General features: G+C 55.7%; 24 protein-coding genes, 1 tRNA gene and 1 pseudogene. 7 read left to right on the top strand and 19 right to left on the bottom strand.

Annotated elements, in window-relative coordinates; all coding sequences use genetic code 11:
- Positions 1-67: 67 nt before the first annotated feature.
- From WDN10_04730 to WDN10_04670, 13 genes are all read right to left on the bottom strand, one after another.
- Positions 68-1,624, bottom strand: a complete 1,557-nt coding sequence (locus tag WDN10_04730) for a phosphate ABC transporter substrate-binding/OmpA family protein (GenBank protein ID MEJ0053992.1) — start codon at positions 1,622-1,624, stop codon at positions 68-70.
- Between the two features lie 43 nt (positions 1,625-1,667).
- The gene (locus tag WDN10_04725) at positions 1,668-2,699 is read right to left on the bottom strand and encodes a hypothetical protein (GenBank protein ID MEJ0053991.1); all 1,032 of its coding nucleotides are present in this window, start codon (positions 2,697-2,699) and stop codon (positions 1,668-1,670) included.
- Between the two features lie 32 nt (positions 2,700-2,731).
- The gene (locus WDN10_04720) at positions 2,732-3,385 is read right to left on the bottom strand and encodes a hypothetical protein (GenBank protein ID MEJ0053990.1); all 654 of its coding nucleotides are present in this window, start codon (positions 3,383-3,385) and stop codon (positions 2,732-2,734) included.
- A gap of 340 nt (positions 3,386-3,725) precedes the next feature.
- Positions 3,726-4,769 (bottom strand): integrase core domain-containing protein, encoded by a 1,044-nt coding sequence (locus WDN10_04715; protein MEJ0053989.1) that lies wholly within the window; start codon positions 4,767-4,769, stop codon positions 3,726-3,728.
- Between the two features lie 98 nt (positions 4,770-4,867).
- On the bottom strand, positions 4,868-5,467 hold the full coding sequence (locus tag WDN10_04710; protein ID MEJ0053988.1) for an HD domain-containing protein: 600 nt from the start codon (positions 5,465-5,467) through the stop codon (positions 4,868-4,870).
- 178 nt (positions 5,468-5,645) lie between these two features.
- Complete coding sequence (locus tag WDN10_04705; GenBank protein MEJ0053987.1) at positions 5,646-6,404, bottom strand: class I SAM-dependent methyltransferase; 759 nt, start codon at positions 6,402-6,404, stop codon at positions 5,646-5,648.
- Complete coding sequence (locus WDN10_04700; GenBank protein MEJ0053986.1) at positions 6,386-7,363, bottom strand: class II fructose-bisphosphate aldolase; 978 nt, start codon at positions 7,361-7,363, stop codon at positions 6,386-6,388. The genes WDN10_04705 and WDN10_04700 overlap by 19 nt, the downstream gene beginning before the upstream one ends.
- On the bottom strand, positions 7,360-7,893 hold the full coding sequence (locus tag WDN10_04695) for a histidine phosphatase family protein (GenBank protein ID MEJ0053985.1): 534 nt from the start codon (positions 7,891-7,893) through the stop codon (positions 7,360-7,362). Before WDN10_04695 ends, WDN10_04700 begins: the two co-directional genes overlap by 4 nt.
- Positions 7,894-8,294: 401 nt before the next feature.
- Positions 8,295-8,819, bottom strand: coding sequence for a DUF2726 domain-containing protein (locus WDN10_04690; protein MEJ0053984.1), 525 nt, complete (start codon positions 8,817-8,819; stop codon positions 8,295-8,297).
- A 5-nt stretch (positions 8,820-8,824) separates the two neighbouring features.
- Positions 8,825-9,073: a S49 family peptidase gene (locus WDN10_04685; GenBank protein ID MEJ0053983.1), complete on the bottom strand. Its 249-nt coding sequence runs from the start codon at positions 9,071-9,073 to the stop codon at positions 8,825-8,827.
- Positions 9,070-11,700 carry a DEAD/DEAH box helicase family protein gene (locus WDN10_04680; protein MEJ0053982.1) on the bottom strand — a complete coding sequence of 877 codons (2,631 nt, stop codon included), beginning with the start codon at positions 11,698-11,700 and terminating at the stop codon, positions 9,070-9,072. Before WDN10_04680 ends, WDN10_04685 begins: the two co-directional genes overlap by 4 nt.
- A 2-nt stretch (positions 11,701-11,702) precedes the next feature.
- Entirely contained in the window at positions 11,703-13,583 is a 1,881-nt protein-coding gene (locus WDN10_04675) for a site-specific DNA-methyltransferase (protein ID MEJ0053981.1), read from the bottom strand.
- Between the two features lie 168 nt (positions 13,584-13,751).
- Positions 13,752-13,825: transfer RNA gene (locus tag WDN10_04670), tRNA-Gln, on the bottom strand.
- A 73-nt stretch (positions 13,826-13,898) separates the two neighbouring features.
- On the opposite strand from WDN10_04670, the gene WDN10_04665 reads away from it, so the two are divergent.
- Positions 13,899-14,648 (top strand): ABC transporter permease subunit, encoded by a 750-nt coding sequence (locus WDN10_04665; protein ID MEJ0053980.1) that lies wholly within the window; start codon positions 13,899-13,901, stop codon positions 14,646-14,648.
- 1 nt (position 14,649) lies between these two features.
- The gene (locus WDN10_04660; protein MEJ0053979.1) at positions 14,650-15,375 is read left to right on the top strand and encodes an ABC transporter ATP-binding protein; all 726 of its coding nucleotides are present in this window, start codon (positions 14,650-14,652) and stop codon (positions 15,373-15,375) included.
- Positions 15,376-15,390: 15 nt separating this feature from the next.
- On the opposite strand, the pseudogene WDN10_04655 reads toward WDN10_04660, so the two are convergent.
- Positions 15,391-15,639: pseudogene (locus tag WDN10_04655) on the bottom strand (NYN domain-containing protein).
- Positions 15,640-15,869: 230 nt separating this feature from the next.
- Here WDN10_04655 and WDN10_04650 point away from each other — a divergent pair.
- From WDN10_04650 to WDN10_04635, 4 genes are all read left to right on the top strand, one after another.
- The gene (locus WDN10_04650; protein MEJ0053978.1) at positions 15,870-16,628 is read left to right on the top strand and encodes an ABC transporter ATP-binding protein; all 759 of its coding nucleotides are present in this window, start codon (positions 15,870-15,872) and stop codon (positions 16,626-16,628) included.
- Between the two features lies 1 nt (position 16,629).
- Positions 16,630-17,406, top strand: a complete 777-nt coding sequence (locus WDN10_04645) for an ABC transporter permease (protein ID MEJ0053977.1) — start codon at positions 16,630-16,632, stop codon at positions 17,404-17,406.
- Between the two features lie 79 nt (positions 17,407-17,485).
- The gene (locus WDN10_04640; protein MEJ0053976.1) at positions 17,486-18,121 is read left to right on the top strand and encodes a class I SAM-dependent methyltransferase; all 636 of its coding nucleotides are present in this window, start codon (positions 17,486-17,488) and stop codon (positions 18,119-18,121) included.
- A 132-nt stretch (positions 18,122-18,253) separates the two neighbouring features.
- Positions 18,254-18,697: a hypothetical protein gene (locus WDN10_04635; GenBank protein MEJ0053975.1), complete on the top strand. Its 444-nt coding sequence runs from the start codon at positions 18,254-18,256 to the stop codon at positions 18,695-18,697.
- Between the two features lie 48 nt (positions 18,698-18,745).
- Here WDN10_04635 and WDN10_04630 read toward each other — a convergent pair whose 3' ends face one another.
- Positions 18,746-19,330 (bottom strand): CYTH domain-containing protein, encoded by a 585-nt coding sequence (locus WDN10_04630; GenBank protein MEJ0053974.1) that lies wholly within the window; start codon positions 19,328-19,330, stop codon positions 18,746-18,748.
- Positions 19,331-19,418: 88 nt separating this feature from the next.
- On the opposite strand from WDN10_04630, the gene WDN10_04625 reads away from it, so the two are divergent.
- Positions 19,419-19,856, top strand: a complete 438-nt coding sequence (locus WDN10_04625) for a nucleoside-diphosphate kinase (protein MEJ0053973.1) — start codon at positions 19,419-19,421, stop codon at positions 19,854-19,856.
- A gap of 56 nt (positions 19,857-19,912) precedes the next feature.
- Here WDN10_04625 and WDN10_04620 read toward each other — a convergent pair whose 3' ends face one another.
- The 4 genes from WDN10_04620 to WDN10_04605 form a co-directional block, all read right to left on the bottom strand.
- Positions 19,913-21,568 carry a CTP synthase gene (locus WDN10_04620; protein ID MEJ0053972.1) on the bottom strand — a complete coding sequence of 552 codons (1,656 nt, stop codon included), beginning with the start codon at positions 21,566-21,568 and terminating at the stop codon, positions 19,913-19,915.
- 1 nt (position 21,569) lies between these two features.
- Positions 21,570-22,496 (bottom strand): permease-like cell division protein FtsX, encoded by a 927-nt coding sequence (locus WDN10_04615; GenBank protein ID MEJ0053971.1) that lies wholly within the window; start codon positions 22,494-22,496, stop codon positions 21,570-21,572.
- A 10-nt stretch (positions 22,497-22,506) separates the two neighbouring features.
- Positions 22,507-23,187, bottom strand: coding sequence for a cell division ATP-binding protein FtsE (gene ftsE / locus WDN10_04610; protein ID MEJ0053970.1), 681 nt, complete (start codon positions 23,185-23,187; stop codon positions 22,507-22,509).
- Positions 23,188-23,386: 199 nt separating this feature from the next.
- Complete coding sequence (locus WDN10_04605) at positions 23,387-23,773, bottom strand: hypothetical protein (GenBank protein MEJ0053969.1); 387 nt, start codon at positions 23,771-23,773, stop codon at positions 23,387-23,389.
- Between the last annotated feature and the right edge of the window lie 24 nt (positions 23,774-23,797).

Genomic DNA, 23,797 nt, shown 5'->3' with positions numbered 1-23,797 from the left:
CCTCTAACAGAAAGGGGAGGTGATCTCTCGACCACCTCCCCCAAGGCTCAAGCTATTCAAGCTGCGTCTAGTTGTTCAGCAGCTCGAAGTCGGTACGACGATTCTGTGCCAGGCACCCGGCATCGCTCGTACCACATGCTGGCTTGTCCGGCCCGTTCCCCGCCACGATGAAGCGGTTGGGATCGAAACCGAAGCTGCCCAGGTAGTCTGCGACTGCCTGGGCACGCCGGCGGGACAGATCGACATTGATCGCACGGCTGCCCGTGCTGTCGGTGTTGCCTTCGATACGAATGCGCGCATTCGCGAACGACTGTGCCGTCGGCACGAAGTTGGTCGCGATGTTCGCCTTCGCCTCGTCAGTCAGCACTGCGGACCCGATTGAGAACTGGACCGACAGCGCCTTCGACGAGAAGGCATTGGCCTTGACATCTGCGGTCGTCGGCACGGCAAAACGAACCGTGCTTTCGGCCGCATGTTCCGGGCCCGTCAGGCTGATGTTACGCAGCAGGCTCAGGTCGATGACCGTACGCCAGTCCGGCACGCTCGGCACCAGATTTGCGTACCCGTTCTTCTGGTACAGCGCGCCGCTGTCGCGGAAGAGCCGTTCACCAGTCATGCCGGTATAGCTGCTGTCGAGGCCGAAGAACGCCAGGTTGTCACCGAACGTGGTGAGCCGGACGTTGTTGATGGCTGCCAGAGCATCGTCGACCGACAGATTGAGACCGTCGGCCAGGATGGTTGCAGCCTTCTGCTTCGCCGCGGGATCGGAGTTGATCTCGGCGGCACCGATCATCCAGCCTTCGATGAGGTGCTGGAGTTGTTCACGGTGTGCCGCGATGTATTCCTCCTTCGCGAAGAAGCCATCGGCGATGATGTGCGATGCCTGCTTGGAACTGACGAGGACCTTGGCGCCAGGAATCGCCCTGACACTGGCCACGTCATCCGGAGACCAGACCACAGCCGCATCTGCGCTGCGCGTCTGGAACGCCTTGGCCGCATCGATAGCGCTTCCGGTATCGATAAGGGTGACGTCTCCTTTCTGCATGTTTGCCGATTCGAGCATGCGCAGCAAGAACGTGTGTGACGGTGTCCCGTAGGCCACCGCAATCGTCCTGCCACGCAGGTCCCGCATCGAATTGATGCCGGGGCCGACGACGATAGCATCGCCGCCGCGCGACCAGTCCGCCTGGAAGACAAACCGGGGGTCGTACCCCGCTCTCTGGAGGTTCGCCGCCTCCGTGGTGAAGGCGTCGACGGTCGCCCAGAGAAGATGACACTTGTCGGACTTCCACGCATCCCGCGAGGGAACGAACTCGTCCATGATCTGGAACTTGACCTTCAGGCCGTATTGCTTGTAGTAGCGGGACTGCTCCGACGGCTTGAAGCCGCCGTTGAAGTACTCGCCACCCACGTAGCCACCCCAGGTGACGACACAGACGTTGATCACGTCCGAACCGTCACTGGAAAGCGTCGTCGGGCTTCCGCCCGGCGCGACTGTCTCGGTGACTGCATCCTTCCACGAGGTCGGGATGAAGTTCTGAAGGACCCAGATCAGAATTACCGCTAGCGCAGCGATTCCGAGTCCGAGGTAGATTCTTCCTTTGAGGGTAATCTGGTGTTCCACTTCTTTTCTCCTTGGTTACTGTTTTCCTGAGTTACGCGTTATTTCACTTCTCTTCGTCGAACAGACGAAGGGACGCGGGCCCGGAACCAGCTGGAACCGGAACCTTCTGCCTGCCCTTTCCGGAGAAATCCGGGACGGCAAGCGCGGGGGCGTGACCGAGAAGCGACTTGCTTTCCGCACGGAGGCGGGCAAGCGATTCCTGCAGTTTGACACCTCCTTCCAGAGCCGCCGAATTGATGGCCTGCTCCGATAGGCGACGCAGCGAACGAAGCTTGCCGAAGTTGCCGGCGTACTTCTGGCGGATGATGCCGAACGCCAGGGTGGCGTTGACATACCGCTCACTGCGCTTGTTGAGAGTGCGAGTCGCCGCGCCCATGGCAATCTCTGCCTTGAGGGCGGCACGCCATTCCTGCTCCGCTGTCTCGATGGCGATTTTGGCTTCATGCTCGACATGACGATTCGCTTTCGCGATCTCATCAAGCAGTTCATAAAGCTCAATGAGCGGGACGTTGATGCGGTCTGCATTTTCGGCCCGATCTTTGTAGCCACCAGATTCCGCGGAGGCGTTTCTGGCTTGGTCACTCTCTTCGCCGTGCTTCCGTACCGCGAAAGCAAACCTGGCATCGGATTGCGCAAGCAGCGTCAGATTGTCAGAGGCGGCCTTCTTGTTCTCCTCGATGATGCCGCTGACTTCACTTTGCGCTGCTTCGATCTGTTCGCAATCCGAGCTCACTTCCGCGAGCCACATGTGGAGCGGCGTGATCGGATCGTCGCCATAGATCGCGACGGTTGTGCGCCGCGCGACACTTTCCATGAAGCGACGGTACGACGGCCAGAGGCTGGTAAAAGCCACTGTGCCGACTGCGATGCTGGCGCCGACCAGACCGATCTCGCCGAGAGTCCACGCGCCATGAAGCATCATGTCGAGCAGATTGTTGACAGGAGGCATGATCTTGAGTCCCACGCCAAGCGCGAGCAAGCTCACACCGGCATAGAACCCCCAGCGTATCGCCTTCTCCCGTGGGGGAGTCGGGAGCTGGTCGAAGAAGTCATTCATGTTCGACTGTTGAGCCATTTTCCTTTGATCCTTTTCTCCTAGCCGCCGGGTTACGACGGCAATATTGATTTGATGGTTGCGATCTCGTCACGAACGACTGCCAGACTGGCGAGTGCCGTTGCGAGACGAGAGTCGATGGCTGCCCTGCCATCAGCACGACGACTCGCGATCTGCGCTTTCGCGCCTTTCGCATCGTCGAGCTTTTTCTGGATGGCGGCGAGATCCGCCTCGAATCGGTGAATCTCACCGTCGAGACTGCTTTCTTCGCCATCGAGCTGGCCTGCCAACCTCTCGCGCTGTTGCGCGATGTCGACATTGATCTGCGATCCGGCTTCGGCCAGAGATGCCGCCACAGAGCGACTCAGTTCTGCGCCGATCTCTTGCGAGGTCTGCGAAGAAAAGACAAGCGCTGCGGCTGCGGCATTTCGAGGGTCGTTCGGGAAGGCTTGTTTTGCCTTCTCGAAATTTGCCAGAAAAATCGCAAATCCAGGCGAATGCGTGCGGCTGGTGACAGCCCCACGGATTTTACCGACCATACCCTGGTCGGCCGTGCCGGCAGCCGGTACAGCCACACTTGGCTGCAGGACCGGTGTTGGCGCTGCGGTGGGTGGGAAACTTGAAGGTGGTGGGGGTGGGTCTCCGTCATTCACGACTTCGACTGCCCCGATACTTTCAAGAATCCCCATGACTCCTTTGTTAGCCATGGACTCCTCTTCCATCTGATGGTTTGAACAACCGGGCGTTGTAGGCCCGCCACTTCCCATGAACGCACTGAACGTCGCTGAGGATCACTGCAGAGCCTACCACTGGCAGGCTTGAGTCTTCCCAAACGCCTCTTTGTGCGCCCAGAGAAACGGTAACGAGGTCAGGCACGCCGTCGCATTCAACGACGGCGTACGGGTCGTTGCCAGGAAGAATGTTCCTGACAATACCCCTGTAACAAGGGGGGTCCTTCACATTCGATTTCTCCTTTCTTTTCGACTGTCAAGGGACAGGCCTCAAGAGGGCTTGCCGACGCCACAATGCAGCCTGGTCTAAATTCTGTCAAGGATGTGTACGCGTCCAGTACCTCTGGCACTCCTCGGCCGTTAATGAGGAGAGTATATACCGGAGCGGCGGCACCTGTCCCAGGGACTCGTGCGGACGCCGGGCGTTGTACCAGAGCAGCCAGTCGACCAGCTTCAGGTTGAATGCCGCGACGTCGTCCCGCAGGAGCGGCCGATTGAGCATGATGCAGTCCTCCGAGATCGTCCGGTTGAACCGCTCGACGAACGCGTTCATCTTCGGGCTGCGGGGAAACGTATTGAAGTGGGTGAGGCCGAGGGCGCGGCACCCCGCCTCGAAGTTCTTGGCGAACTCCGGGCCGTTGTCGGTCTGGAGCTCCGTGATGTCGAAGGGGCACACCGCGATGACGCGCGCGAGGAAATCGGCGGCGGACGCGGAGGAGTGGACGGTATACGCGCCGGCGAAGGCGAACTTCTTCTCGACATCGATGGCGGTCAGGACGTACCGCTTCACGCCGTCGATGAAGCGGACGACGGTGTCGAGCTCCATGCCCCGCTTGTGCCGCCTGCGCAGCTTCGTGCGCTTCGATACGGGCTTCTCCCGATACGTGCCGCTTCGCGCATAGTATGAGAGCGGCTTGTGCGGGAGCAGCAGCCCTCTCCTCTTGAGGTCCGCGACGACCCTCCCGACATACGATTCGGATACCCGGTACCCGTCCTCCCGCAGCAGGGCTGCGAGCTTCGCCTTGCCGAGCCTCGGATGCTCCGCGCGCTCCTTCAGGATGAACGTCTCGACCTCGGGGAGGACGATGCGTCTCCTCCGATTCTTCGGTGCCGTCGACTTGGGATCGAGCGCGTCGAGTCTCCCGTGCGCGCGGTCGAGCTTCGCCTGCCAACGGAAGAGCGTGCGGCGAGAGACGCTGAAGGCGTCCCTGGCCGCACGCTCCCCGTGCGTTTTCCAGAAGTCCAGCACCTTGACCCGATGCCGCACCTCGTCGTTGTTCCTCATATGCAGGAAGCGTATGCTCCGCTCGCGCATATACAACCAGCCCTCGGTATCCTTCAGTATGTTGAATTGACGCATCGCTCCTCAGTTAGGAGGAGTGCCATATGTATCTGAACTTGTGCAGGATGGCAAGCGGGCGAAACTGTCGGCTGGCTGTCCGGTACGAAGTTGGACCTCTACACCCCGGCCGAGGCTAGATCCTGAAAGTGTTTCCTAAGTTGTTCGTAATCTGGCCGTATCTCCTCCCTTAAATCATCATAGGCAATCTTATTGGTGAAATCGCGTTCTAGTTTTGGCAGGGCCCACTCTGCAACCTCTCGTGGTGATTTATGACCAAGTTTCCCCGCCTCGGCAATCTTATAAAAATCACTTGTGAGATGAACGACACCGTCTCCCGCTGCCATTGCCTTCCCCTCTGCAGAGACGGGCCGAGTCTCTCCATGGCAACTATGCTTCGCGATCGCATCGTCTACCACTATGGCTATCTCCTTGTCGCCAAATCCGGTCTTCTGCAGCATCTCCCGTGCAATACGCAGGCTTTCCTTTTCATGATTCGGATCCTGCCGCTTCATTACTGCGTCGGCCACATCGTGCAAAAGTCCAGCAGCCTCTGCAAGCTCCGGACTTCCTCCGTACATTTCGGCTATCTTCCTTGCTTCATTGCCAACAAGAACGACATGCTTATCATAGATCCAGTCAGCCCAGTCAGCACGGCCAGGAAGTTTTTGGGCATATAGATTGTGCACCTCATCCCGCAGCTGCTCTATTTTCTCCATGAAGAAAGTAAGCTTATCGAGCGGGAGTCTGGGACGGTGTTGGAACGCTAGTCCTGCTCTCGCTGAGGTCGGCTGTCGCAGATATGAGCCCAAACTACCTTTTGAGAAGTCCAAATATGTACTTCTGGACCTAATTTCTCAGGATGCTTGAAAAGTAAAATAATTCTCAATAATAAAACTATTCAGATATCTTCTGAGTAACCATCAACCCATTTTCAAGCATTGCTAGGTAATAGCTCTTAACCCTGTGATCAGTTCTCGTCTTTGGAAGATGCGTACCACTTACCTTCTGCAAATAATCTTCCATCATGTGACCGTAGTCATTCACGTTATCAGCTACGATAAGACCACTAATATTCATAAGTGGTACAAGTTGGTCAAAATATTTTCCGTAGTTTTCCTTATCGGCATCGAGAAAAACAAAGTCTATTTTCCCATTATCCCAAGCGCTCAAGACTTTTGACGCCTCATCTTCTATAAGCGTGATGTTATCAAGGCCAGACTTATCAAAATTACCCCGAGCAAGGTCAGCTTTCTCCTTAAGAAGCTCGATCGTATAAACATGTCCGCCATTTGCTTTGGCACCATGAGCTAAGAAAAGCGCAGCGTATCCTGCTGAGGTTCCTATTTCAAGAATGGTCTTAGCGCCCGTAAGTACAACGAGATTCTCCAGTACTTGCGCACTCTTAGGCGGCACAGACCAAAGTTGAATAGTCTCACCAGCATGCTTACGTCCGTAAGTGTGACCTTCGTCAGCAGTATCAAGCTTCCATTCATGTTCTATCTTTTCGATATCAGCAATGACGTCTTGTAACGCTTGAGGCTTGGGCGAGAGTAAATTCTCTTTTTGTGATGTTTGCAGTGGCAATGGAAGACGCGAGACGATTAGGTCGCTGATAACGGTCGTATCGATTTTTTCTAGTTCATTAATGTCCATGGGGTTTCGTAGTGTTCTGTCAACGCATCAAGTTTGCCGGATGAGCCGAACACATCATTCTTGTGAGCTATGAAACTCGCATACTCCTGCATAAAAGCCTTGCCCGACTCACGTAAATCAATCACGCCTGGATAGTCCCTCAGATATTCTCTGATCGAGCGCGTCCAGATAAGAAGGCCATCGCTGTTTACATTTATCTGAGCAACTCCAAGTTTATGTACCTCACTTTGCTGTGTTTCATCCATTCCTCCGACGCGTTCAAGCTTTCCTCCTGCGGCGTCTACCCGTCTTACTTCCTCCTGTGGCAGGCAGGACGAACCGTGCATAACAAGTGGAGTACCTTCGAGCGCTTCACCTATTTCCTTGAGACGATCGAGGTCTACCTTTCGAGGTATGCCGTCTGGAGCCTTGTTAGCACCATGTAGTGTACCGATAGACACAGCAAGACTGTCGCAGCCAGTTCTCTCCGCAAACTCTCGTGCCTGTTCAACGGTGGTCAATTGCACTTCGGATACGTCGAGAACTTTCATGTGCTTTTCCAGACCACCGAGTTTTCCTACCATACCTTCCACGGATACGCCGCGAGAATGCGCATGATCGACGACACGTTTCGTAATCTCGATATTCTTCTCAAAGGTTTCCATTGAAGCGTCTATCATCACGTGTGAGTACGCTCCCGAATCAATAGCTCTCATACATGTAGCTTCATCGCCATGATCAATACTGACGGCAAAAATCAGGTCAGGAAAAAGCTTGTCTGCCTCATGGAAAAGGGCTTCGAGCATGCTAGCGTCCGTGTAGTTGAGGGTGCTCGGGTACGCCTGAACGATAAAGGGCGCGTTTGATTTTTGGCTTCCATAGAGGAGTCCCATCAACTGCTCGAGGTTGTGGATGTTATAGGCACCCACAGAGAATTTCTTGTAGGCAAAATCTAGGAGTTCTTTTGCAGGGACGATCATGTGAAGGCGAGCTTAGTGAATTTAAGGTTAGCATCAACCTCAAATCCTTCAAGGTTTCCGTAGGTATGGTCTAACGGACCAGAAAACGGTTCATTTTTGAGTAACTTCTCGACTGCAACCATAGTCCCGTCATGCGAGACAATAAGTGCTCTCCCATCAAGAGGTAACTTTTCGAGCGTCTCTTCTATAAGCGAAAGACACTTTTCTCCAGCGACTTTTACTGGTTCTAGAAAATCTGGTCGACCGAAAATAACCCCCGCCACTCCGAGCGGAGAGTTCTTGCGAGCCTCCTTCAGCCAGGCAGCCTCTTCCGGTGTTAAGGCGAGCATAGATGCTCGGTCATCGACAACTGGATCATTACCACTTAGGAGCCGAGCCGCTTCTACCGTGCGATTGAAGGGAGAGGCAATAACTGTAGTAAAAGATCCAAGAGTGGTCTTCTTTGCTTCGCAATCAGCTATACCTTCCAGGCTGAGAGTATCTGTTTGCCCATCCCAATGAGAATGTCGAATGACAAGGATGGTTTTCATTACGAAAATTGTAACAGACGATTTTGATGCACCTCGGACTACCGAACCTGCCTCAAGTTGGCTGGCTTGGAGGGAGGAACTACGAACTATCAACTGGCTGGATGTTCCCATATCCTACCGTTTCTCTCCAGCAGATGCAGCAATTACTCTCGGTAGTAGCCGCATAGCCACCCCACTGCCGCACAAGGCCAGGAGCACTGTCGCGCGCCTGGCCTTGCTTTACCAGTGTTCCCTTTATCCGGCACTGTGTGCTTTCTAGTGCTTATTCTGTAGCAGAAGACACGCAGAGGTACATCAGAGGGGTATACCCCGTGCATCTTCAATGTTTTCTACGAAAATATGGAATCTGGGTGGTGGTAGTTTCCTTTTTGCTTCCGACCTTTCGGCGGGGGATGCCCTCTCTAGGAGGAGGTTTTTTCACCAAAACCTTTCACTGCATCATCAATCCTCTGTAGCAGCTCCGCAGTATTGAACGCCCCGCGATTCTCCAGTCGAAGAAGCGGTAGTCCTGCATCACTCAAGATACGCTCAACTTCTCGGTCCCGTTCTTGCCGGTCGGGTCGCTCGTGGCTCTTGTCGTCCAGCTCAATGGCGAGCTTCGGCGAAATGTATGCCTTGTCGCAGAGCACGAAGTCAACGGACTTGCGGCTGACGTGCGCAAGCGCGGCACGCCAATCTTGCCCCTTCACCTTGTTATCGAGAATGGTCGGAAGGTGTACCTGCGCGAAGACGTAATACTTATCGCCAACCGCTGCAACGAGGGCGTCATAGCACTCGTGCTCGGCGCGGGTAAGGAAAAACTGTTTGCGAGTGTAGCGGTACTTCGACTTTTCCTTGTCTCCACCACTGCCTTCAACAACCGCCTTGAGTATAGCGAGTACGATGACGAGGGCGATGATGATTGCTGCGATGACGTAGAGGTTCATAATTTTTAGTACCAACACACAGACGCCTGCTCACCAATCTGTTGAGTGAGATAGTCGGACGCTTCGGGGATGCTGCCGATGCCGTCAATCAGCCCGTTGCTCACGGCATCCGTGCCAACGTAGGTGCGGCCATCAGCGAGCGCCGCAACCTTGTCGGTGTCGAGCTTCCGGTTTGCCGCCACTTCGTCCACGAACATGTTGATACTTGGAGAGGCGTATCTGTCTATCCCGATAAAGACTCCATAGAAGTTCATAGTTGTTCAGCAAACTGTCCATAATTCTCGACCTCCTTGTAGTTCACCTCGATGACTTCAAAGTGCTTTTTGGCGGAAGCAATCTTTTGTCCTTCGCTCTCGCGCATGTTGGAGATGTCGCCCTTCGTCTCAATCACGAAATACACGCGCTCCTTCTCCTCATTGCCCTGGAGGTCTCGCTTGGCCGTAACGATTGCCCAGTCGGGGTTGTAGCCGCCGATAGGCGTGTTCACCTTGAACCAGTTGGGCATCTTGATAAAGAGCTTCACGCGCTCGTCGGCATCGAGGGCGACGGCAAAGTTCTTCTCCACGTCGGAGTCATACACGATGGCGTCGTAGATGGAGTTGTTCACCTTGTGCGTCGCGTCCTTGTAGCTCGGGATGTCCTCGAACTGCTTGAGGTCATACTGCTCCGGCAGTACCTCATAGCGAATCTGGGAAACGTAATCCTTCACCAGCTCGGCCTTGATGATGCGCGTTGCCTCGAAGCAGAAGCGTTCGGGATTCTTGAGGAAGGAGTCGGTATTGTCCGCTTTCGCCAAAATCTCCGCGACCGTGTGGCGCGTCAGCTTGGTCTCGTTTTTGATGAGTTCGATAGGGTCAATGGTGCGTTTGGTCTGGCTCAAATCCTCGGCACGGGTGCCTACGATGTTTGCGGTGATGCCTTCGGCCGCGATGTTCACGCCCGCGCGCTCGACGCGCATCTTGGGCTTTGCGAGATGGAGCTTCGCAATCTGCTTTGCGGACGCTTCGATGACGCGCTCGCTATCAACCTGCACGACATAGCGGGTCTTCTTCGAGATGCGTTCCCAGATACCAGCAAAGTCCGTGTCCTTATCAAAATCTTTCTTGAGCTTCACCGTGGTCTTTCGCTTGGCATTGTTCGGCAACGGCGCAGACTTGTAGATACCGTCCTCCTCGTATTCGCCCTGGAGCGATGAGACGTATTCCGTATAGCTCTCGTTTGCAATCACGGAGAGCAGGTTGACGCTGCGCAAGAAAATACGCTCTCCGTCCTGATTGACGCAGAGGCGCATACCTCGGCCAATCTCCTGGCGCTTGCGGATGACTGAAACGGTCTCGCGCAGGGTGCAGATATTGAAAATGTTTGGGTTGTCCCATCCTTCCTTGAGTGCGGAGTGCGAGAAGATGAACTCCGTCGGCTCATCGAAGGAAAGCAGGCGCTCCTTGTCCTTCATAATCAGCTCGTATGCTTCCTGGTTCTCGGCGATGCTGGACTCTCGCTCCAAATACTCCTCGCCGCGCTTGGCGAAATATCCCTTGTGGACGGTATCCACGTCCATGCCGTCAGCGCCATAGTCTTTCTTGAGGCGATTGAACTCGGCTATGAACGCAGAGCGGATAAACCCGTCTGATTGAACGTAGTTGTCTACCTTGTCTATGAAAAAGAGGGAGAGCACCTTGATGCCCATATCGCGGAGCTGGTTGCGTTTCTCGAAGTGGCGGCGGATGGTCTGCTCAATCTGCTCGCGCATCACTTGCTCGTTGTTGTTTGCTACGCCTTCACCCTGGCGAATCTCCACGTTGTTGCGAAAGCGAATCCTACCAATCTGCCCGAGGTCTGGCGCATCGGCGTCAAGCTCGTCCACGATATAGCCGGCGTATACGTCGTTGCCGGTCTTCTGCGCGAGGTCGTCGTTCTGTTTGACGGTGAGCTTCTTGCGCTTCAATGCGCCGTCGGCATCTTTCACGATGGCCTCTAACTTTGCCTTGAGCGCCTTGCCGGATTCAACGGAGATGAGGTTGAGCGACGGGCGCGAGATGCCGGTGTCGTCATCCGTAACGGAATACACCTCAATCTTCTTTACGAGGCCGAGCTGATACGCATCGAACGGCGTGAGCTGGTACATGAGGTTGTACGGATTGCGATGCGTCGCGGAGTATCGCAGGCGTGCAAGCGCGTTGAAGTTCTTGAGCGCCTCCTTCGTCGCTTCACCTTCCATATTCTGCGGCTCGTCGAGGATGAGGACGGGGTTGCTGCGCTGGATGTAGCTGATAGGCTGCTCGCCCTGCATCTGGTCGCGGGCGGCATAGAGCACGTTCGCGTCCTTGTTGAACGCACCTACCGTCATCACCATAATCTCCAGGTTGCTGGATTCCGCAAAGCGCTTCACCTGCGAGATGTTCTTGGACTGGTACTCGTAGAAGCGGTACGGCACGTTGTCGTACAGCTCGGCGAAGTGGTCTTTGGTGATTTGGAGCGTCTTGATGACGCCCTCGCGGATGGCGACGGACGGCACGAGAACGATAAACTTCTTCCATCCGTATTGCTTGTTGAGTTCAAAGACGGTACGAAGGTACACATACGTCTTACCCGTACCCGTCTCCATCTCGATAGAAAAGTCGTACTCCTCAACCGTGCCGCCATTGCCGATTTTGTTTTGCTCTTGAATCTTCCAGACGTTGGCAAACACCTCCTCGTCGGAAAGCGTCAGCTCGTTCGGATAGATGCCGTATGTAGTTTGGAGCGGCAATGAGCCGGAAACGGAAAGTGCGGGCACATTTACTACCACACTTTGACGCTTCGGCTGACCTTCAAAGACGCCAACGATGGCGTTGACTGCGTTTATTTGAAAATCTTGGTTTGCGTCAAACTTGAACTTCATAGTTATATCGTTTTCAGCTCCACGTGGAGGCCGAGGTTTGCTTTCTGGCTGTCAGAGAGCGCATTATCGAAGCAGATAAAGGTCGCTCCTTTAGCCCACTCCGTGATGTTCTTTACGGTCGTGTCATCAATCGAACGGTCGAGGCAGATAGAAAACTGCCGGTCGCCGTCGGTGATGGTGTAGACCTTGTTGTTTCCTGGCACGCCTTCCTGAATCTTGGAGTTGAGCGAGAATCCTTCCTTGACGATGTTTTCGTAGATGACGCTCGTCTCGTCTAGGTCGTCAATAAGCTTGGCGCGCTTTGCTTGCTTCAAATAATCCTCGAAGGCCGCCTTGTTCTCTTCCTCGGCCTTGTCTGGGTCGAACTCAAAAGTATTCTCTGGGTAGTTTGATGCTGCCAGTCTAAATACCTTGAAGCCGTCTTGGACATCCAGCTTTTTCGCGGCGCGACGTATGCGTTCTACAGAAAGTTCAGCAATGGTTTTGTATCCAGCTTTGTACGCGGCACTATCCGTGTCAGTCTTTTCTGGAAGTTGAACCACAATCCACTTTCTATTGATTCCATCCTTTTGGTTCAGAGCCATCACTGCGTGAGAGGTGCTACCAGAGCCAGCAAAGAAATCGAGGATTATGTCGCCATCATCGCTATCTGCTAACGAGAGTAGGTATGTCAAAAGCCGGACATTCTTCGGGCTTTCAAACAAACTCGAACCAAACAGTTCATTGAGTTCTGTAGTGCCTTCATTATTGATTCCTACTAAATCTCGCGGAATGACTGATGAAGGAGCACCTGTCCCATCACCTAAATACTTTTTGATATAGATGTTCCATTTTGATTGCTCGCCTTTTTCATTTACCAGTGGACTATTTCTTGCTTCTTTGAAGACAACCATATTATTTGCCAGACTCTCCTTGAAAGTTGGTTCGATGAAGCGGTAAAGATACCCGTCCTTTGGTCTCGCTTTTTCACCATCAGGACACTCGATGAAGTATTTTTGATTTGCTCCCCACGATGAGTTTTTCCAAGCAAAATCCTTCTCCCGATAGACTCCTTTTTCATCCTCTTTCTTATATTGCTTCTTCGCATCTTCAGAAAGAGGCGCATAGAACATCTCAACGTCTTCTACACTCTTTGCATAGCATAGAACGTATTGATGAGACTGGTTTGCAAACTTGCTTCTGATACCACCACCTGTACTAGAGTGCCAAACAAAATTAGTGATGAAGTTTTCCTCACCAAAAATCTCATTCATTAGTATTCGCAAATGATGCACTTCGTTATCGTCAATCGAAACAAATATCACTCCATCATCACGCAAAAGATTCCACGCGAGCTTGAGGCGTGGGTACATCATTGAAAGCCAGTCGCTGTGGAAGCGGCCGTTGGTCTCCTTGTTGGTTGTGAGATGCTCGCCGTTGCCGTTCTTCTGGCCGGTCTGCTTGAGATAGTTGTCGAGCGGTGCGGCAAAGTTGTCCTTATACACGAAGTCGCCGCCCGTGTTGTATGGCGGGTCTATATAAATCATCTTCACCTTCTCGAAGTACGCTTTTTGCAAGAGCTTCAAGACTTCGAGGTTGTCGCCTTCGATAAAGAGATTCTCGCTTTCATCGAACTTCACGCTCTCGTCGGGAGCGGGGTTGAGTGTGGCTTTGCTTGGTATCAAAACATTCTTGATAGCGTTGCTTTTTCCTGCCCAGGTAAAGCCGAACTTCTCGATATGGGCGTCTACTGCGTCACCAAGAACGGTGCGGAGCTTCTCCCAGTCAATCTTGTTTTCGCTGAACGCTTCGGGAAGGATGCGGCGTAGCTCAAACAGCTTCTCCTCGGAGAGATTGGCGGAGGTGAGGTGTACTTTTTTATTGTTTGAGCTTTGTTTGTTCATATCCATTTTCATTGCCTTGCCCTTACTTTTCCGTCCTCTTTCGAGGAGGTTGTGCACGTTAAAGTTTTCTTTTAGAGACTTTTCAGTCCTGCCTTGATGCACCGCCTTTTAAAACCGTTTGAAGCTTTCCGTCATTCATATTGAAGGCTGGAGGCTTAGAGTTCAAATTGGCTGCCAGACTAGGATTCGAACCTAGATAGCGAGATTCAGAGTCTCGAGTCCTACCTTTAGACGATCTGGCAATATGATACCGCACTCGGTGACGATACTGGAAAACGGGCGGTAATTCAACCTTAAGCGCGGTAAACTGGAGGTATGATACGAAGCCTCGCGCACCCGGCAACGAAAGCCATACACCGGGCGCACACGAAGCACGCCCGGCATGCATGGGCGATCGTGGGCGCGATAGCGGTCGTCGCGATCGGATTCGGCGTCTTCGGATACTTCGCAAACGTAGACTGGGCAACGCTTGCCATAGCGCTCGTACGATCCACGTACCGCCTCGCGCTCGCGTACGTCATAGCGCTCGCGCTCGGGGCGGCGCTTGGGCTCCTTGTAGGCTGGAGCCGCTTCAGTGACTTCCTCTTTCCCCTCTTCGACGTCCTCCAGAATGTGCCGTCCTTCGCGCTCATCCCCATCTTCATCTACTTCTTCGGCTTCACGGACGAGATGATCATACTGTTCGCCGTGAGTTCGATCGTGTGGCCGATCCTCTTCTCGACCCTGACCGCGATACGCACCGTACACGCCGACTTAAACGACGCCGCGACCATCTTCGGCGCGAACGGCTGGCGCCGCATCTGCTACTATCTCGCCCCGCTCTCTTTCCCCGCCATCCTCACGGGCTCCATCGTCGGCATCGCGATCGGCTGGGAGGCGGTCATCGGTGCCGAGATCATCGCGGACACGACCGGGTTCGGCGCGTTCATAAAGACCGCCGGGACGGAAGGCATAAGCCAGACGACGGTCGCCGGAACGCTCGCGATACTCGTCCTCGTCTTCATGCTGAACCGCCTTATCTGGGCTCCGCTTCTCGCCGAAAGCTCCAAACACTACAGCGAATGATATGAACACCCTCGCGCTCAAAGACGTCAGCATCGGCTTCCACGACGACCTCGCGCACGGTGATGTCCTCAGGAATATCTCATTCTTCTTGAAGAAGGGCTCCTTTGTTTCGATCTCGGGGCCTTCGGGCGCGGGCAAATCGACCCTGCTTCGCGCCATCCTCGGCCTCATTCCGGTACGCGAAGGCGAGATCGCGCGCGACTTCAAGAAGCCGGCGATGGTATTCCAGAACTACGCGCTCTTCCCCTGGCTCACGGCCCTCGAAAACGTCGCATACGGGCTCAAAATGGAAGGCATGGGCCGAAAGGAGCGCGAGAAGATAGCGCGGGAGAAACTCATGGAGGTAGGTCTTCCGCACCTCGAGCGCCACTATCCAGGCGCGCTCTCGGGCGGCCAGCGCCAGAGGGTCGGGCTTGCCCGGGCGCTCGCCGTCTCGCCCGATCTTCTCCTTATGGACGAGCCGTTCTCGAACCTCGATACCATCACCGCCGAGGAACTCAAAGCCGACCTCCTTAAGCTCTGGAAGCAGTACGGCATGACGATACTGATGGTGAACCACCTGATTCCGGACGCGATAGAGCTCTCCGACGAGATACTCATCATGGGCGCACATCCGGGGATGGTACGGAAGACCATCGCGATCGATCTTCCCCGGCCGCGCAATCCGCGCTCTCCGGAATTCTTTTCCTACGTAGACCGGCTTACCGAGGAACTTCGCACGCTCTAAAACGCCTTCGGTCGTTTACGACTCTTTTGTATATTGAAAGGGCAACAAGTCTTCCTTCGCCGGAAGGCGTTGCTGATTACACTCCTTGATCATGCCGAGCGAGGGCGAGCCTGCAAAGCCAACGTATTCGACCGCCTTCTTCTTCCCGTTGCGCACATATTTAACTGCCGGTATGAGGTCCGTATCGGAACTGACGATAATCGCCGTATCGTACAGGTCGTCGGCGGCTCCGATGACCACATCCACGGCGATCTTTACATCTAGGTGTTGCCTCCGTCGATGTACACCGCAACTCGTTCTTTCGCCATTTGATAATTATAAGCCAGCCAGACAAAGAACCACCCCTGCCCGTGAGGACAGAGGTGGTGCTGTTAGACCTCTATTATACTCTTCCGGTCCCGGAAAGCAAAGTTCTCCACATCCTATGAAACAAGGGTCGTTTCGTAGATTCATAGAAAATCCGGAAAAGTCGCATATGCTATACTCCTAACCTCATGCAGGAACCCGCGCTCGTCCTTACCGACCTCAAGAAGAAATACGATACCGGCACCGAAGCCCTCAAGGGCGTCTCCCTCACCGTCCCCGCAGGCGACTTCTTTGCGCTCCTTGGCCCCAACGGTGCCGGGAAGACGACCATCATCGGCATCGTCACGGGACTCGTGAACAAGACAGGCGGCGGCGTGAAGGTCTTCGGGCACGATATCGATACGGATTCAGGAAAGGCACGTACCATGATCGGAGTCTGCGGGCAGGAGATCAACTTCAATCCCTTCGAGAAGCCTTTGGATATTCTCGTAAACCAGGCGGGGTACTACGGTATCCCGAGAAAGATCGCGATACCGCGCGCCGAGAAGCTCCTCGCCGACATGGGACTCTCCGATAAGCTCGGCCAGATCGGCTTCAAGCTCTCGGGCGGCATGAAGCGAAGGCTCATGATCGCCCGCGCGCTCATCCATGAGCCGAAATTCCTCATCCTCGACGAGCCGACGGCAGGCGTCGACGTGGAACTTCGAAGAAGCATGTGGGACTATCTCACGACCCTTACCAAAGCAGGCATCACCATCCTCCTCACGACCCATTATCTCGAGGAAGCGGAGCGGCTCGCGAAGCACGTGGCGATCATCAACAAGGGCGAGATCGTCGCCAAGGGCACGATGCAGGAAATCCTCGCGCTTCACGACGACAGCGCGCCCGCGAGCGGCTACGGCGGCGGCAAGCTCGAGGATATTTTCGTGAAGCTCACCCAGAACTGATATGCCCTTCGACCAGCAGCTCGTTTCCTTCTATACGATCCTCCGCAAAGGCGTGATGCGCATCATCCGCATTTGGTCGCAGACGCTTCTTCCCTCGCTCGTCACGTCCGTGCTTTATTTCGCGGTCTTCGGGGCGATCCTCGGCTCACGGATCGGCACCATCGAGGGCGTGCCGTATATCCTCTTCGTCGTCCCGGGACTCGTGATGCTCGCCGTGATCACGAACGCGTATACCGACGTGGCGACCACCTTCTTCACGTCCAAGTTCTTCTCGCGCAACATCGACGAAGTGCTTGTCTCACCCACTTCTCCCGTGACGCTTATCGCCGGGTACGTGGCGAGCGGCATCGTCCGCGGCGTCCTCGTCGGCATTCTCGTGCTTCTGGTTTCGCTTTTCTTCGCGCTCCCCTCGATCGCGCATCCGCTCATCGTTCTTCTCTTCCTCGTGCTCGCAAGCCTCGTATTCGCCCTTGGCGGACTCATAAACGGCATCTATGCGACGAACTTCGACGGCATCACCATCGTACCGACCTTCGTCCTCACCCCGCTCGTCTATCTCGGCGGCGTCTTCTATTCGATCGGGACGCTCCCGGACTGGTGGCAGACAGCGACGCTTTTCAATCCGATCTTCTATATCGTGAACGGATTCCGGTACGGCTTCCTCGGCTTTGCCGACGTCTCCATCTTCGCTTCGACCGGAGTTCTGGTCGCGCTTGCGGGCATCCTCCTTGCCGTCAACTGGTATTTCATAAAGAAAGGACTTGGGCTGAGGCAATAGAAATCAGACAAAGAGTCGCTATTTGACATACAGAGATATACAGTTATATTGAGGCAGGAAAAACATTGGGGAGGTTCCCTTGAACGCGCACATACCGCAGGACGAAATGGAACGGGCGACACTCGCCGCATACGGCGCCACGGCCGCTGCCTACGCAAGCTTCGACGACCGCATGACCGCCACTTCGTTTTTATGGCACTGGCGGTATGCCCTACCCGAGCATCCGGTCGTTGCGGATATCGGATGCGGGTTCGGAGGCGCCATGGAAGCATTCGGCGAACTCGGAATACGGCACCCGATAGGGGTGGATCCCTGCCCCGAACTCGTCGCTATCGCCCGTTTCCGCTATCCGAAAAACGACTTCCGGATCGGAAACGTGCTTAATCTGGCATCGGTCGTCACGGAACGGTGCGACGGATTCGTCGCGGCATTCTCGTTGGCTCATATCCGGCGCCATAACATAGAAGCCGCGCTTACGAGCATCCGCCGGATCCTCAAGCCAGAGGCATCCGGTATTATCATCGGTTCGTCAGGAACGGGTGACCGGATACTGACGAGCGCCGACAATCCCCTTATTCCTTCGGAGCATAGGATGCTCGTTACCGACTGGACGCTGGAGACCCTCACTCCGCATCTTGCGGCTTGCGGGTTTGCTTTGCAGCTGGGATCGGAGGAGGACGGTGAAACGTTCTGGGCGCGGATTGCTAGGGTCTAAAGGCAGATGGAGGGCGGGCTTTCGGGCCCGTCCTTTTTTTCATAAACGATATCGGTTTCGTCCGCTCGACAATCCACTCCTGCGGGGTGTATGGTACGGACCGCAACAGTTCCTCTGCGTAAGGAGTATCCCATGCAATCCACCGTGGCCATTATCCGCCCGGAAGCTATCGGCCGCCTCCCTGCCATCCGCGGCAACATCGCGGTAAGCGGCCTGACCATCTCGCGGGAAACCAGTTTTTACTGCGACAACCGCGCGAAGACCGAAGAATACGTGGGTCATCTGCTGTATCGCGTCCCGGGCGATGTCATCGAGGCGACGGTTCAAAGCTTTCTTGGTTATCGCGTCTCCATGCTCTTGATCACCGGGCGCGATGCGATCGAAAGATTCCGCGAACTTGCGGGCGCGCAGATGAGCCCTGGCGAATGCGGAACACGTACCCTCCGCTATCTGTACGGCGTGCATCACCCTGACGACCTCGGCGATGGCCTGCGATACTGGAAGAACGGCGTTCTTCGTCCGGCAAATCAGGACGAAGCCCGCTGGGATGCGTCGCTCTTCGAATGTTGGGCGTAGAGATGTTACGGGGCGGCACTGGGTTCATCCCGGTGCCGCCCTTTCGCTTTACGAAGCGGACGGATCTCTCGGCACCCACTCTGCAAAAGTCATCTGAACATAGTCGGTGTCGTTGATTCCCGCCATTTTATAAATCTGGCTTGCGGAGAAAATCTTCTTCTCTTCGGGCTTGAGGCCCAGTTCGCGGGCGGCTTCCTCGAGCCTGTCCCAGCTGTCAGTCTCGATCTCAAGATACGGATCGAGCCGCGGCCAGAAATCGATATCGTAACGGATACCATCCTTAACCCAGGAACGGCGCTTCTTTTCCATAACGAACTTCTCCACCATTCCGATCGCAAGCAATATCTGACGCATGTCCTCAAAGTGCCCTGCTTCGGTTTCTATTTCTCTCATGCCGTCGTCGTTCCCGCCGTCGGCCTTTACCCCAAGCCGTTGTTTGAACGCGATTTTGATTACATCCCCTTCGTTGCGGAGCCGGACCCACGCGGAGTTCGCGTCGAGCGGAAATCCCGGAAAATCGAACGATATCGCGTACATGAGGCGTTCCTTTTCGAATATCGCCCCTAACTCCTGAAGTCTCTTTTCGATGGTCTCGGTATCTATCCCAAGAAACTTAGCTTCTATCTCCTCCATTACGCACGAGTATACAGCACGAAGCAGAGCTTGACACGAACTTACATACGAGTTACGATGCAATCCGAGACAGTTCCGGGAGAACACCATGCGTGAACACACTGTTGCACTGCTGAAACCTGAGGCGGTGCGGTATGCGCCCGAAATACGGCGCCGTATCGCCAATATCGGACTTATGGTGGTGGGTCAGCGGGAATATCGCTGGGATTTCCGAGCCAACGCGCTAAACACCATCCAGAGCATGTACCCGCGATGCCCCGAGGAGATCGTGGAAGCGACTGTCGACCACTATCTCGGCCATGCGACTCCGGTCCTCCTCCTCGAGGGCAAAGACGCGATACGTCGTTTCTTCGCGCTCGCGGGAAAAGAAACCAATCCGGGCAAATGCCATGAATCGACGCTGCGCCGGCAGTTCGGCATTCCGAACGCCGATATCATCGGCGGCAGGCGGAAATACTGGCGAAACGCGCTGCATCGGCCGCGTGACGCAAACGAGGCAATACGCGACATCAGGATATTCTTCTGAAACGGGCGGCGCCGGGTTTCATCCCGGTGCCGCCCCTTCGCTTTACACACGCAAGCCTATTTCTTTTTTCCCTTTGCGGCCTTGATGAACGCGGTGAAGAGCGGGTGCGGCGAGAGCGGACGCGCCTTGAATTCGGGATGGAACTGCGTGCCGAGCATGAACGGGTGCTTCGATTTCGGAAGCTCCGCGATTTCCATGAGGTCGCCCCCGTGCGCGAAGGAAGAGACGCCGGAAAAGACGAGGCCCGCCTTCTGCAATCGATAGACGTAGTCGGGATTGACCTCGTAGCGGTGGCGGTGCCGCTCGGCGACCATTTCCTTCCCGTATGCCGCGCGGGCGATGGTTGCGGGCTTCAGGTAGCAGGGATAGGCGCCAAGGCGCATGGAGCCGCCATAGTCTTTCTTTTCAAGCTTTTCCTTCTGCTCCGGAAGGATATCGATCACCGGATGCGGCGTATCCTTGTTGATCTCGGTCGTGTTCGCGCCCTTGAGGCCCGCGACGTTTCGCGCGAACTCGACGGTCATGAGCTGCATGCCGTAGCAGAGGCCGAAATACGGGATCTTCTTCTCCCGCGCGTAGCGGATCACGTGTATCTTCCCCTCTATCCCGCTTTCGCCGAAGCCCCCGGGAACGATGATGCCGTCGTACGACTTCAGTTTCGCGACCGCCTTCGGGTCCTTCTCGAACTCGTGCGAGGAAAGCCAATGGAGCTCGGGCCGGACGCCAAGCGCGTACGCCGAATACTTGATGGCCTCGATGACGGACAGATAGGCGTCGGAGAGGACGAAGTCGCCCGTATCGAAATACTTTCCGACAATCGCGATCTTGACCGCTGACTTGCCGTTATGCGCGCGCTTCGCGAACTGCTCCCATTCCCTGAGGTCCGCGCTCTTCCGGGTCTTGAGGTCGAGTATCTTAAGGAGGATATCGGAGAGCCGGTCGCGCTCGAAATTCGTCGGCACGTCATACACGCTTTTGACGTCCGGCGCGGAGATCACGCGCTCGGGAAGGACGTTGCACCAGACGGCGAGCTTTTCCTTGCGCTTCGCGTCAAGCGCGTGCGTCGAGCGGGCGATGATGATCTCGGGCTGCACGCCATAGCGGTTCAAATCCCGTATCGCGCTTTGGGTCGGTTTGGTCTTCATTTCCCCGATGGTGCCCGGAACCGGAAGATAGGAGACCATGATAAAAAGCACGTCCCGGGGATCCCGCATGTGCATGACGCGTCCGGCCTCGATGAAAAGGGCGTTCTGGAAGTCCCCCACGGTGCCGCCGATCTCGATGACCGATACATCGGAACCTGCAGCCTCGCTTGCCCGCTCGAGCCGCTCGATGATCTCGTCGCGCACGTGCGGGATGGCTTCGACGAACTTGCCTTTGTACCCGAGCGCCCGCTCGCGCTCGATGACCGCCTTGTATACCATCCCGGAAGTCATATAGTCCTCGGGCCCGAGCCCGCGGCCGAGGAAGCGCTCGTAGTTGCCCATGTCCTGGTCGGTCTCGAGCCCCGAGTCGAGCACGAACACTTCGCCGTGCTCGGTCGGATTCATCGTGCCCGCATCGACATTGAGGTACGGATCGATCTTGACGAGGTTCACCTTGAAGCCGCGCGAGGAAAGTATCTTCCCGATCGACGCGGTCGCGACGCCTTTCCCCACGCCGCTCATCACCCCGCCGACGACGAAGATGTATTTGTGCGGCTGCTTTGCCATACTAGATCTTGAGATACCGGCGCACCGCGAGGAAGCTCGCGAGGCCTCCGAGGATCACTCCCGAACCGACAAGCGCGAAGAAGATCGCGGCGAAGTTGCCCGCGTAGTACGAGAAGAGGCTGAAGCCCCCAAGCCATGTCGTCGTTGCGCTCGCGGCGTACCAGGTAGCCGGATAGAGGATGAAGAGCACGATAAGCGCGGCAAGAAGCCCCGCGATCATGCCCGCGACGACAAACGGATAGCGGATATAGGAGTTCGAAGCCCCGACGAGCCGCATCACGCCGATCTCGTCTCGCGCGGTGTAGATGGCGAGGCGGATGGTAGCGAAGGCGATCGTGATCGAAGCAAGAGCGAAGAGAAGGACGATCACGACGCCGACCTTCCTCGTCGCGTCGATGGCGCCCGTGAGGCGGTCGATCACGGTCTTATTCTGCTGGTAGTTGATGCGGTCGATGATCGACGCGCCGTCGGAGGAAAGCGCCGGCTGGCCGCCAAGGAAGCTGACGATCCCCTCGTACTGCGAAGGATCTTTGGCCTTCACGGCAAGGTTCGCACCGAGCGGATTCTCGCCAAGCTCATCAAGCGCCTGGAGCGTGAGCTGATCGCTTGCGTGGCGCGCGGTGAAATCGGCGAGCGCCTGCTCGCGGGAGGTATAGGTCACTTCCCGCACCTCGGGAAGCTTCTCGAGCTTATCCTTAAGCGCGTTGATATCACTTGTGGCCGCGGTCGTGACGAAATACACGTTCACGTCCACCTTGTCCTTGATCGAGTCGAGCGTGAAGTTGAGTACCGCCGAGAGGAAAATGAGGAACGCGATGATGCCGAGCGTCACCGTCATGATGAGCACGGTCGCAAAGGACACCGAGCCGCTACGTACGAACGTAGTTGCTCCCTGGGAAAGTATGCGGCGGATGTTGGTCCAGTTCATAGAAATATCGTTATAAGACGTAGGCGCCTTGCGGATCATCGCGCACCACTTTCCCGCGGTCCATAGTCACGACCCGCTTTCCGACGGCGTCGACGACACCCTTGTTGTGCGTCGTGATCACGACCGTGGTGCCAAGCTCGTTGATCTTCTTGAGTATCTCGACGATCTCATAGGTGTTGATCGGATCGAGATTCCCCGTCGGCTCGTCGGCAACGATAAGCTCTGGCTGGTTTACGATCGCCCTTCCGATCGCCACGCGCTGCTTCTCGCCGCCCGAGAGCTGCGAAGGGAAATGGTTCGCTTTATTCGCGAGATCGACGAGCTCGAGGATATACGGTACATCGGAGGCGATCTCGTCGTCGGGGCGTCCCGCGGCCTCCATCGCGAAGGCGATGTTCTCGTACGCGGTCTTCGTCGGGATGAGCCGGAAATCCTGGAATACGACGCCGATCTTGCGGCGGTAGTGGTGAAGCGCCGCGGAAGGAAGAGCATGCACGTCGATCGATTCGAAGAATATCGAGCCGTCGGTGGGCTTCTCTTCCGCAAGGAGCATCTTGAGGAGCGTTGTCTTCCCCGCGCCCGAGTGCCCGACGATGGAAACGAATTCCTTGGGGGCGATGGAGAGAGTTATGTCCTCAAGCGCGGGTTCGCTGCCGTTATAGATCTTGGTGACCTTGTCGAAGTAAATCATGCCGTTCGTACCATTGTACCCTATTCGAAAACCGCTCGTCTAGAAACATGAAGGAAACGCACGGGCCGAGGTGGGGATAAAGAAAGCGTTGCCCGACTGTCGGCTTCGCTGAGCGCTTCGTATACGTAAAGTCGCGCGGATACCCGACAAAAGAAAGCAGGCGGCACTAGGCCGCCTGCCGGTTAAATAGTTTGCGCTCCTACATCCGCCAACGCCCGGGCTCCGCGTGATAGTGTGCTCTGAAAGCAGCGGGCGAGATCTCGAGCTTGACGACGTCATCCGGCTCGAACCATTCCGCCGCGAGCATCGGGGCAAGCCGCGTCGTTTTGATCACGGCGCACGAATCCGGGAGCGCGTCGAAGAGCTTGCCCAGCCCGCAAAAGTTGCGCCGACCGCCGATTCCGCCTTCCCACCGAACCGAGCCGGTATCGAACATCAAATGATTCCGGATGATCCGAACGCGCGCGCCGGCACCAAGCACGAACGGGAGGAGGCAATCGACATGGATGGGATTCAGCTCGCCCTGACGGAAGCGCGGTCTTTTTGCGTACTGGGTAACGGTAAAAACAGTGCTTTGTGTTGCCACGGGTCATCTCCTGTGATCATTCGC

The sequence above is a fragment of the bacterium genome, from assembly GCA_037200965.1.
Taxonomy (GTDB): domain Bacteria; phylum Patescibacteriota; class Minisyncoccia; order Phycocordibacterales; family Phycocordibacteraceae; genus C7867-001.
Note: the sequence above shows the minus strand (reverse complement) of the source record. Positions and strands in the feature narration are given on the sequence as shown.

Bases quoted from the DNA above. Each gene is read 5' to 3' on its own strand.
- WDN10_04635 (MEJ0053975.1), top strand. From the start codon at position 18,254: ATGCAATCCACCGTGGCCATTATCCGCCCGGAAGCTATCGGCCGCCTC.
- WDN10_04660 (MEJ0053979.1), top strand. From the start codon at position 14,650: ATGAACACCCTCGCGCTCAAAGACGTCAGCATCGGCTTCCACGACGAC.
- WDN10_04715 (MEJ0053989.1), bottom strand. From the start codon at position 4,769: ATGCGTCAATTCAACATACTGAAGGATACCGAGGGCTGGTTGTATATG.
- WDN10_04625 (MEJ0053973.1), top strand. From the start codon at position 19,419: ATGCGTGAACACACTGTTGCACTGCTGAAACCTGAGGCGGTGCGGTAT.
- WDN10_04710 (MEJ0053988.1), bottom strand. From the start codon at position 5,467: ATGGAGAAAATAGAGCAGCTGCGGGATGAGGTGCACAATCTATATGCC.
- WDN10_04705 (MEJ0053987.1), bottom strand. From the start codon at position 6,404: ATGGACATTAATGAACTAGAAAAAATCGATACGACCGTTATCAGCGAC.
- WDN10_04645 (MEJ0053977.1), top strand. From the start codon at position 16,630: ATGCCCTTCGACCAGCAGCTCGTTTCCTTCTATACGATCCTCCGCAAA.
- WDN10_04630 (MEJ0053974.1), bottom strand. From the start codon at position 19,330: ATGGAGGAGATAGAAGCTAAGTTTCTTGGGATAGATACCGAGACCATC.
- WDN10_04650 (MEJ0053978.1), top strand. From the start codon at position 15,870: ATGCAGGAACCCGCGCTCGTCCTTACCGACCTCAAGAAGAAATACGAT.
- WDN10_04665 (MEJ0053980.1), top strand. From the start codon at position 13,899: ATGATACGAAGCCTCGCGCACCCGGCAACGAAAGCCATACACCGGGCG.
- WDN10_04700 (MEJ0053986.1), bottom strand. From the start codon at position 7,363: ATGATCGTCCCTGCAAAAGAACTCCTAGATTTTGCCTACAAGAAATTC.
- WDN10_04720 (MEJ0053990.1), bottom strand. From the start codon at position 3,385: ATGGCTAACAAAGGAGTCATGGGGATTCTTGAAAGTATCGGGGCAGTC.
- WDN10_04620 (MEJ0053972.1), bottom strand. From the start codon at position 21,568: ATGGCAAAGCAGCCGCACAAATACATCTTCGTCGTCGGCGGGGTGATG.
- WDN10_04685 (MEJ0053983.1), bottom strand. From the start codon at position 9,073: ATGAACTTCTATGGAGTCTTTATCGGGATAGACAGATACGCCTCTCCA.
- WDN10_04675 (MEJ0053981.1), bottom strand. From the start codon at position 13,583: ATGAACAAACAAAGCTCAAACAATAAAAAAGTACACCTCACCTCCGCC.
- WDN10_04615 (MEJ0053971.1), bottom strand. From the start codon at position 22,496: ATGAACTGGACCAACATCCGCCGCATACTTTCCCAGGGAGCAACTACG.
- WDN10_04680 (MEJ0053982.1), bottom strand. From the start codon at position 11,700: ATGAAGTTCAAGTTTGACGCAAACCAAGATTTTCAAATAAACGCAGTC.
- WDN10_04725 (MEJ0053991.1), bottom strand. From the start codon at position 2,699: ATGGCTCAACAGTCGAACATGAATGACTTCTTCGACCAGCTCCCGACT.
- ftsE (MEJ0053970.1), bottom strand. From the start codon at position 23,187: ATGATTTACTTCGACAAGGTCACCAAGATCTATAACGGCAGCGAACCC.
- WDN10_04695 (MEJ0053985.1), bottom strand. From the start codon at position 7,893: ATGAAAACCATCCTTGTCATTCGACATTCTCATTGGGATGGGCAAACA.
- WDN10_04690 (MEJ0053984.1), bottom strand. From the start codon at position 8,819: ATGAACCTCTACGTCATCGCAGCAATCATCATCGCCCTCGTCATCGTA.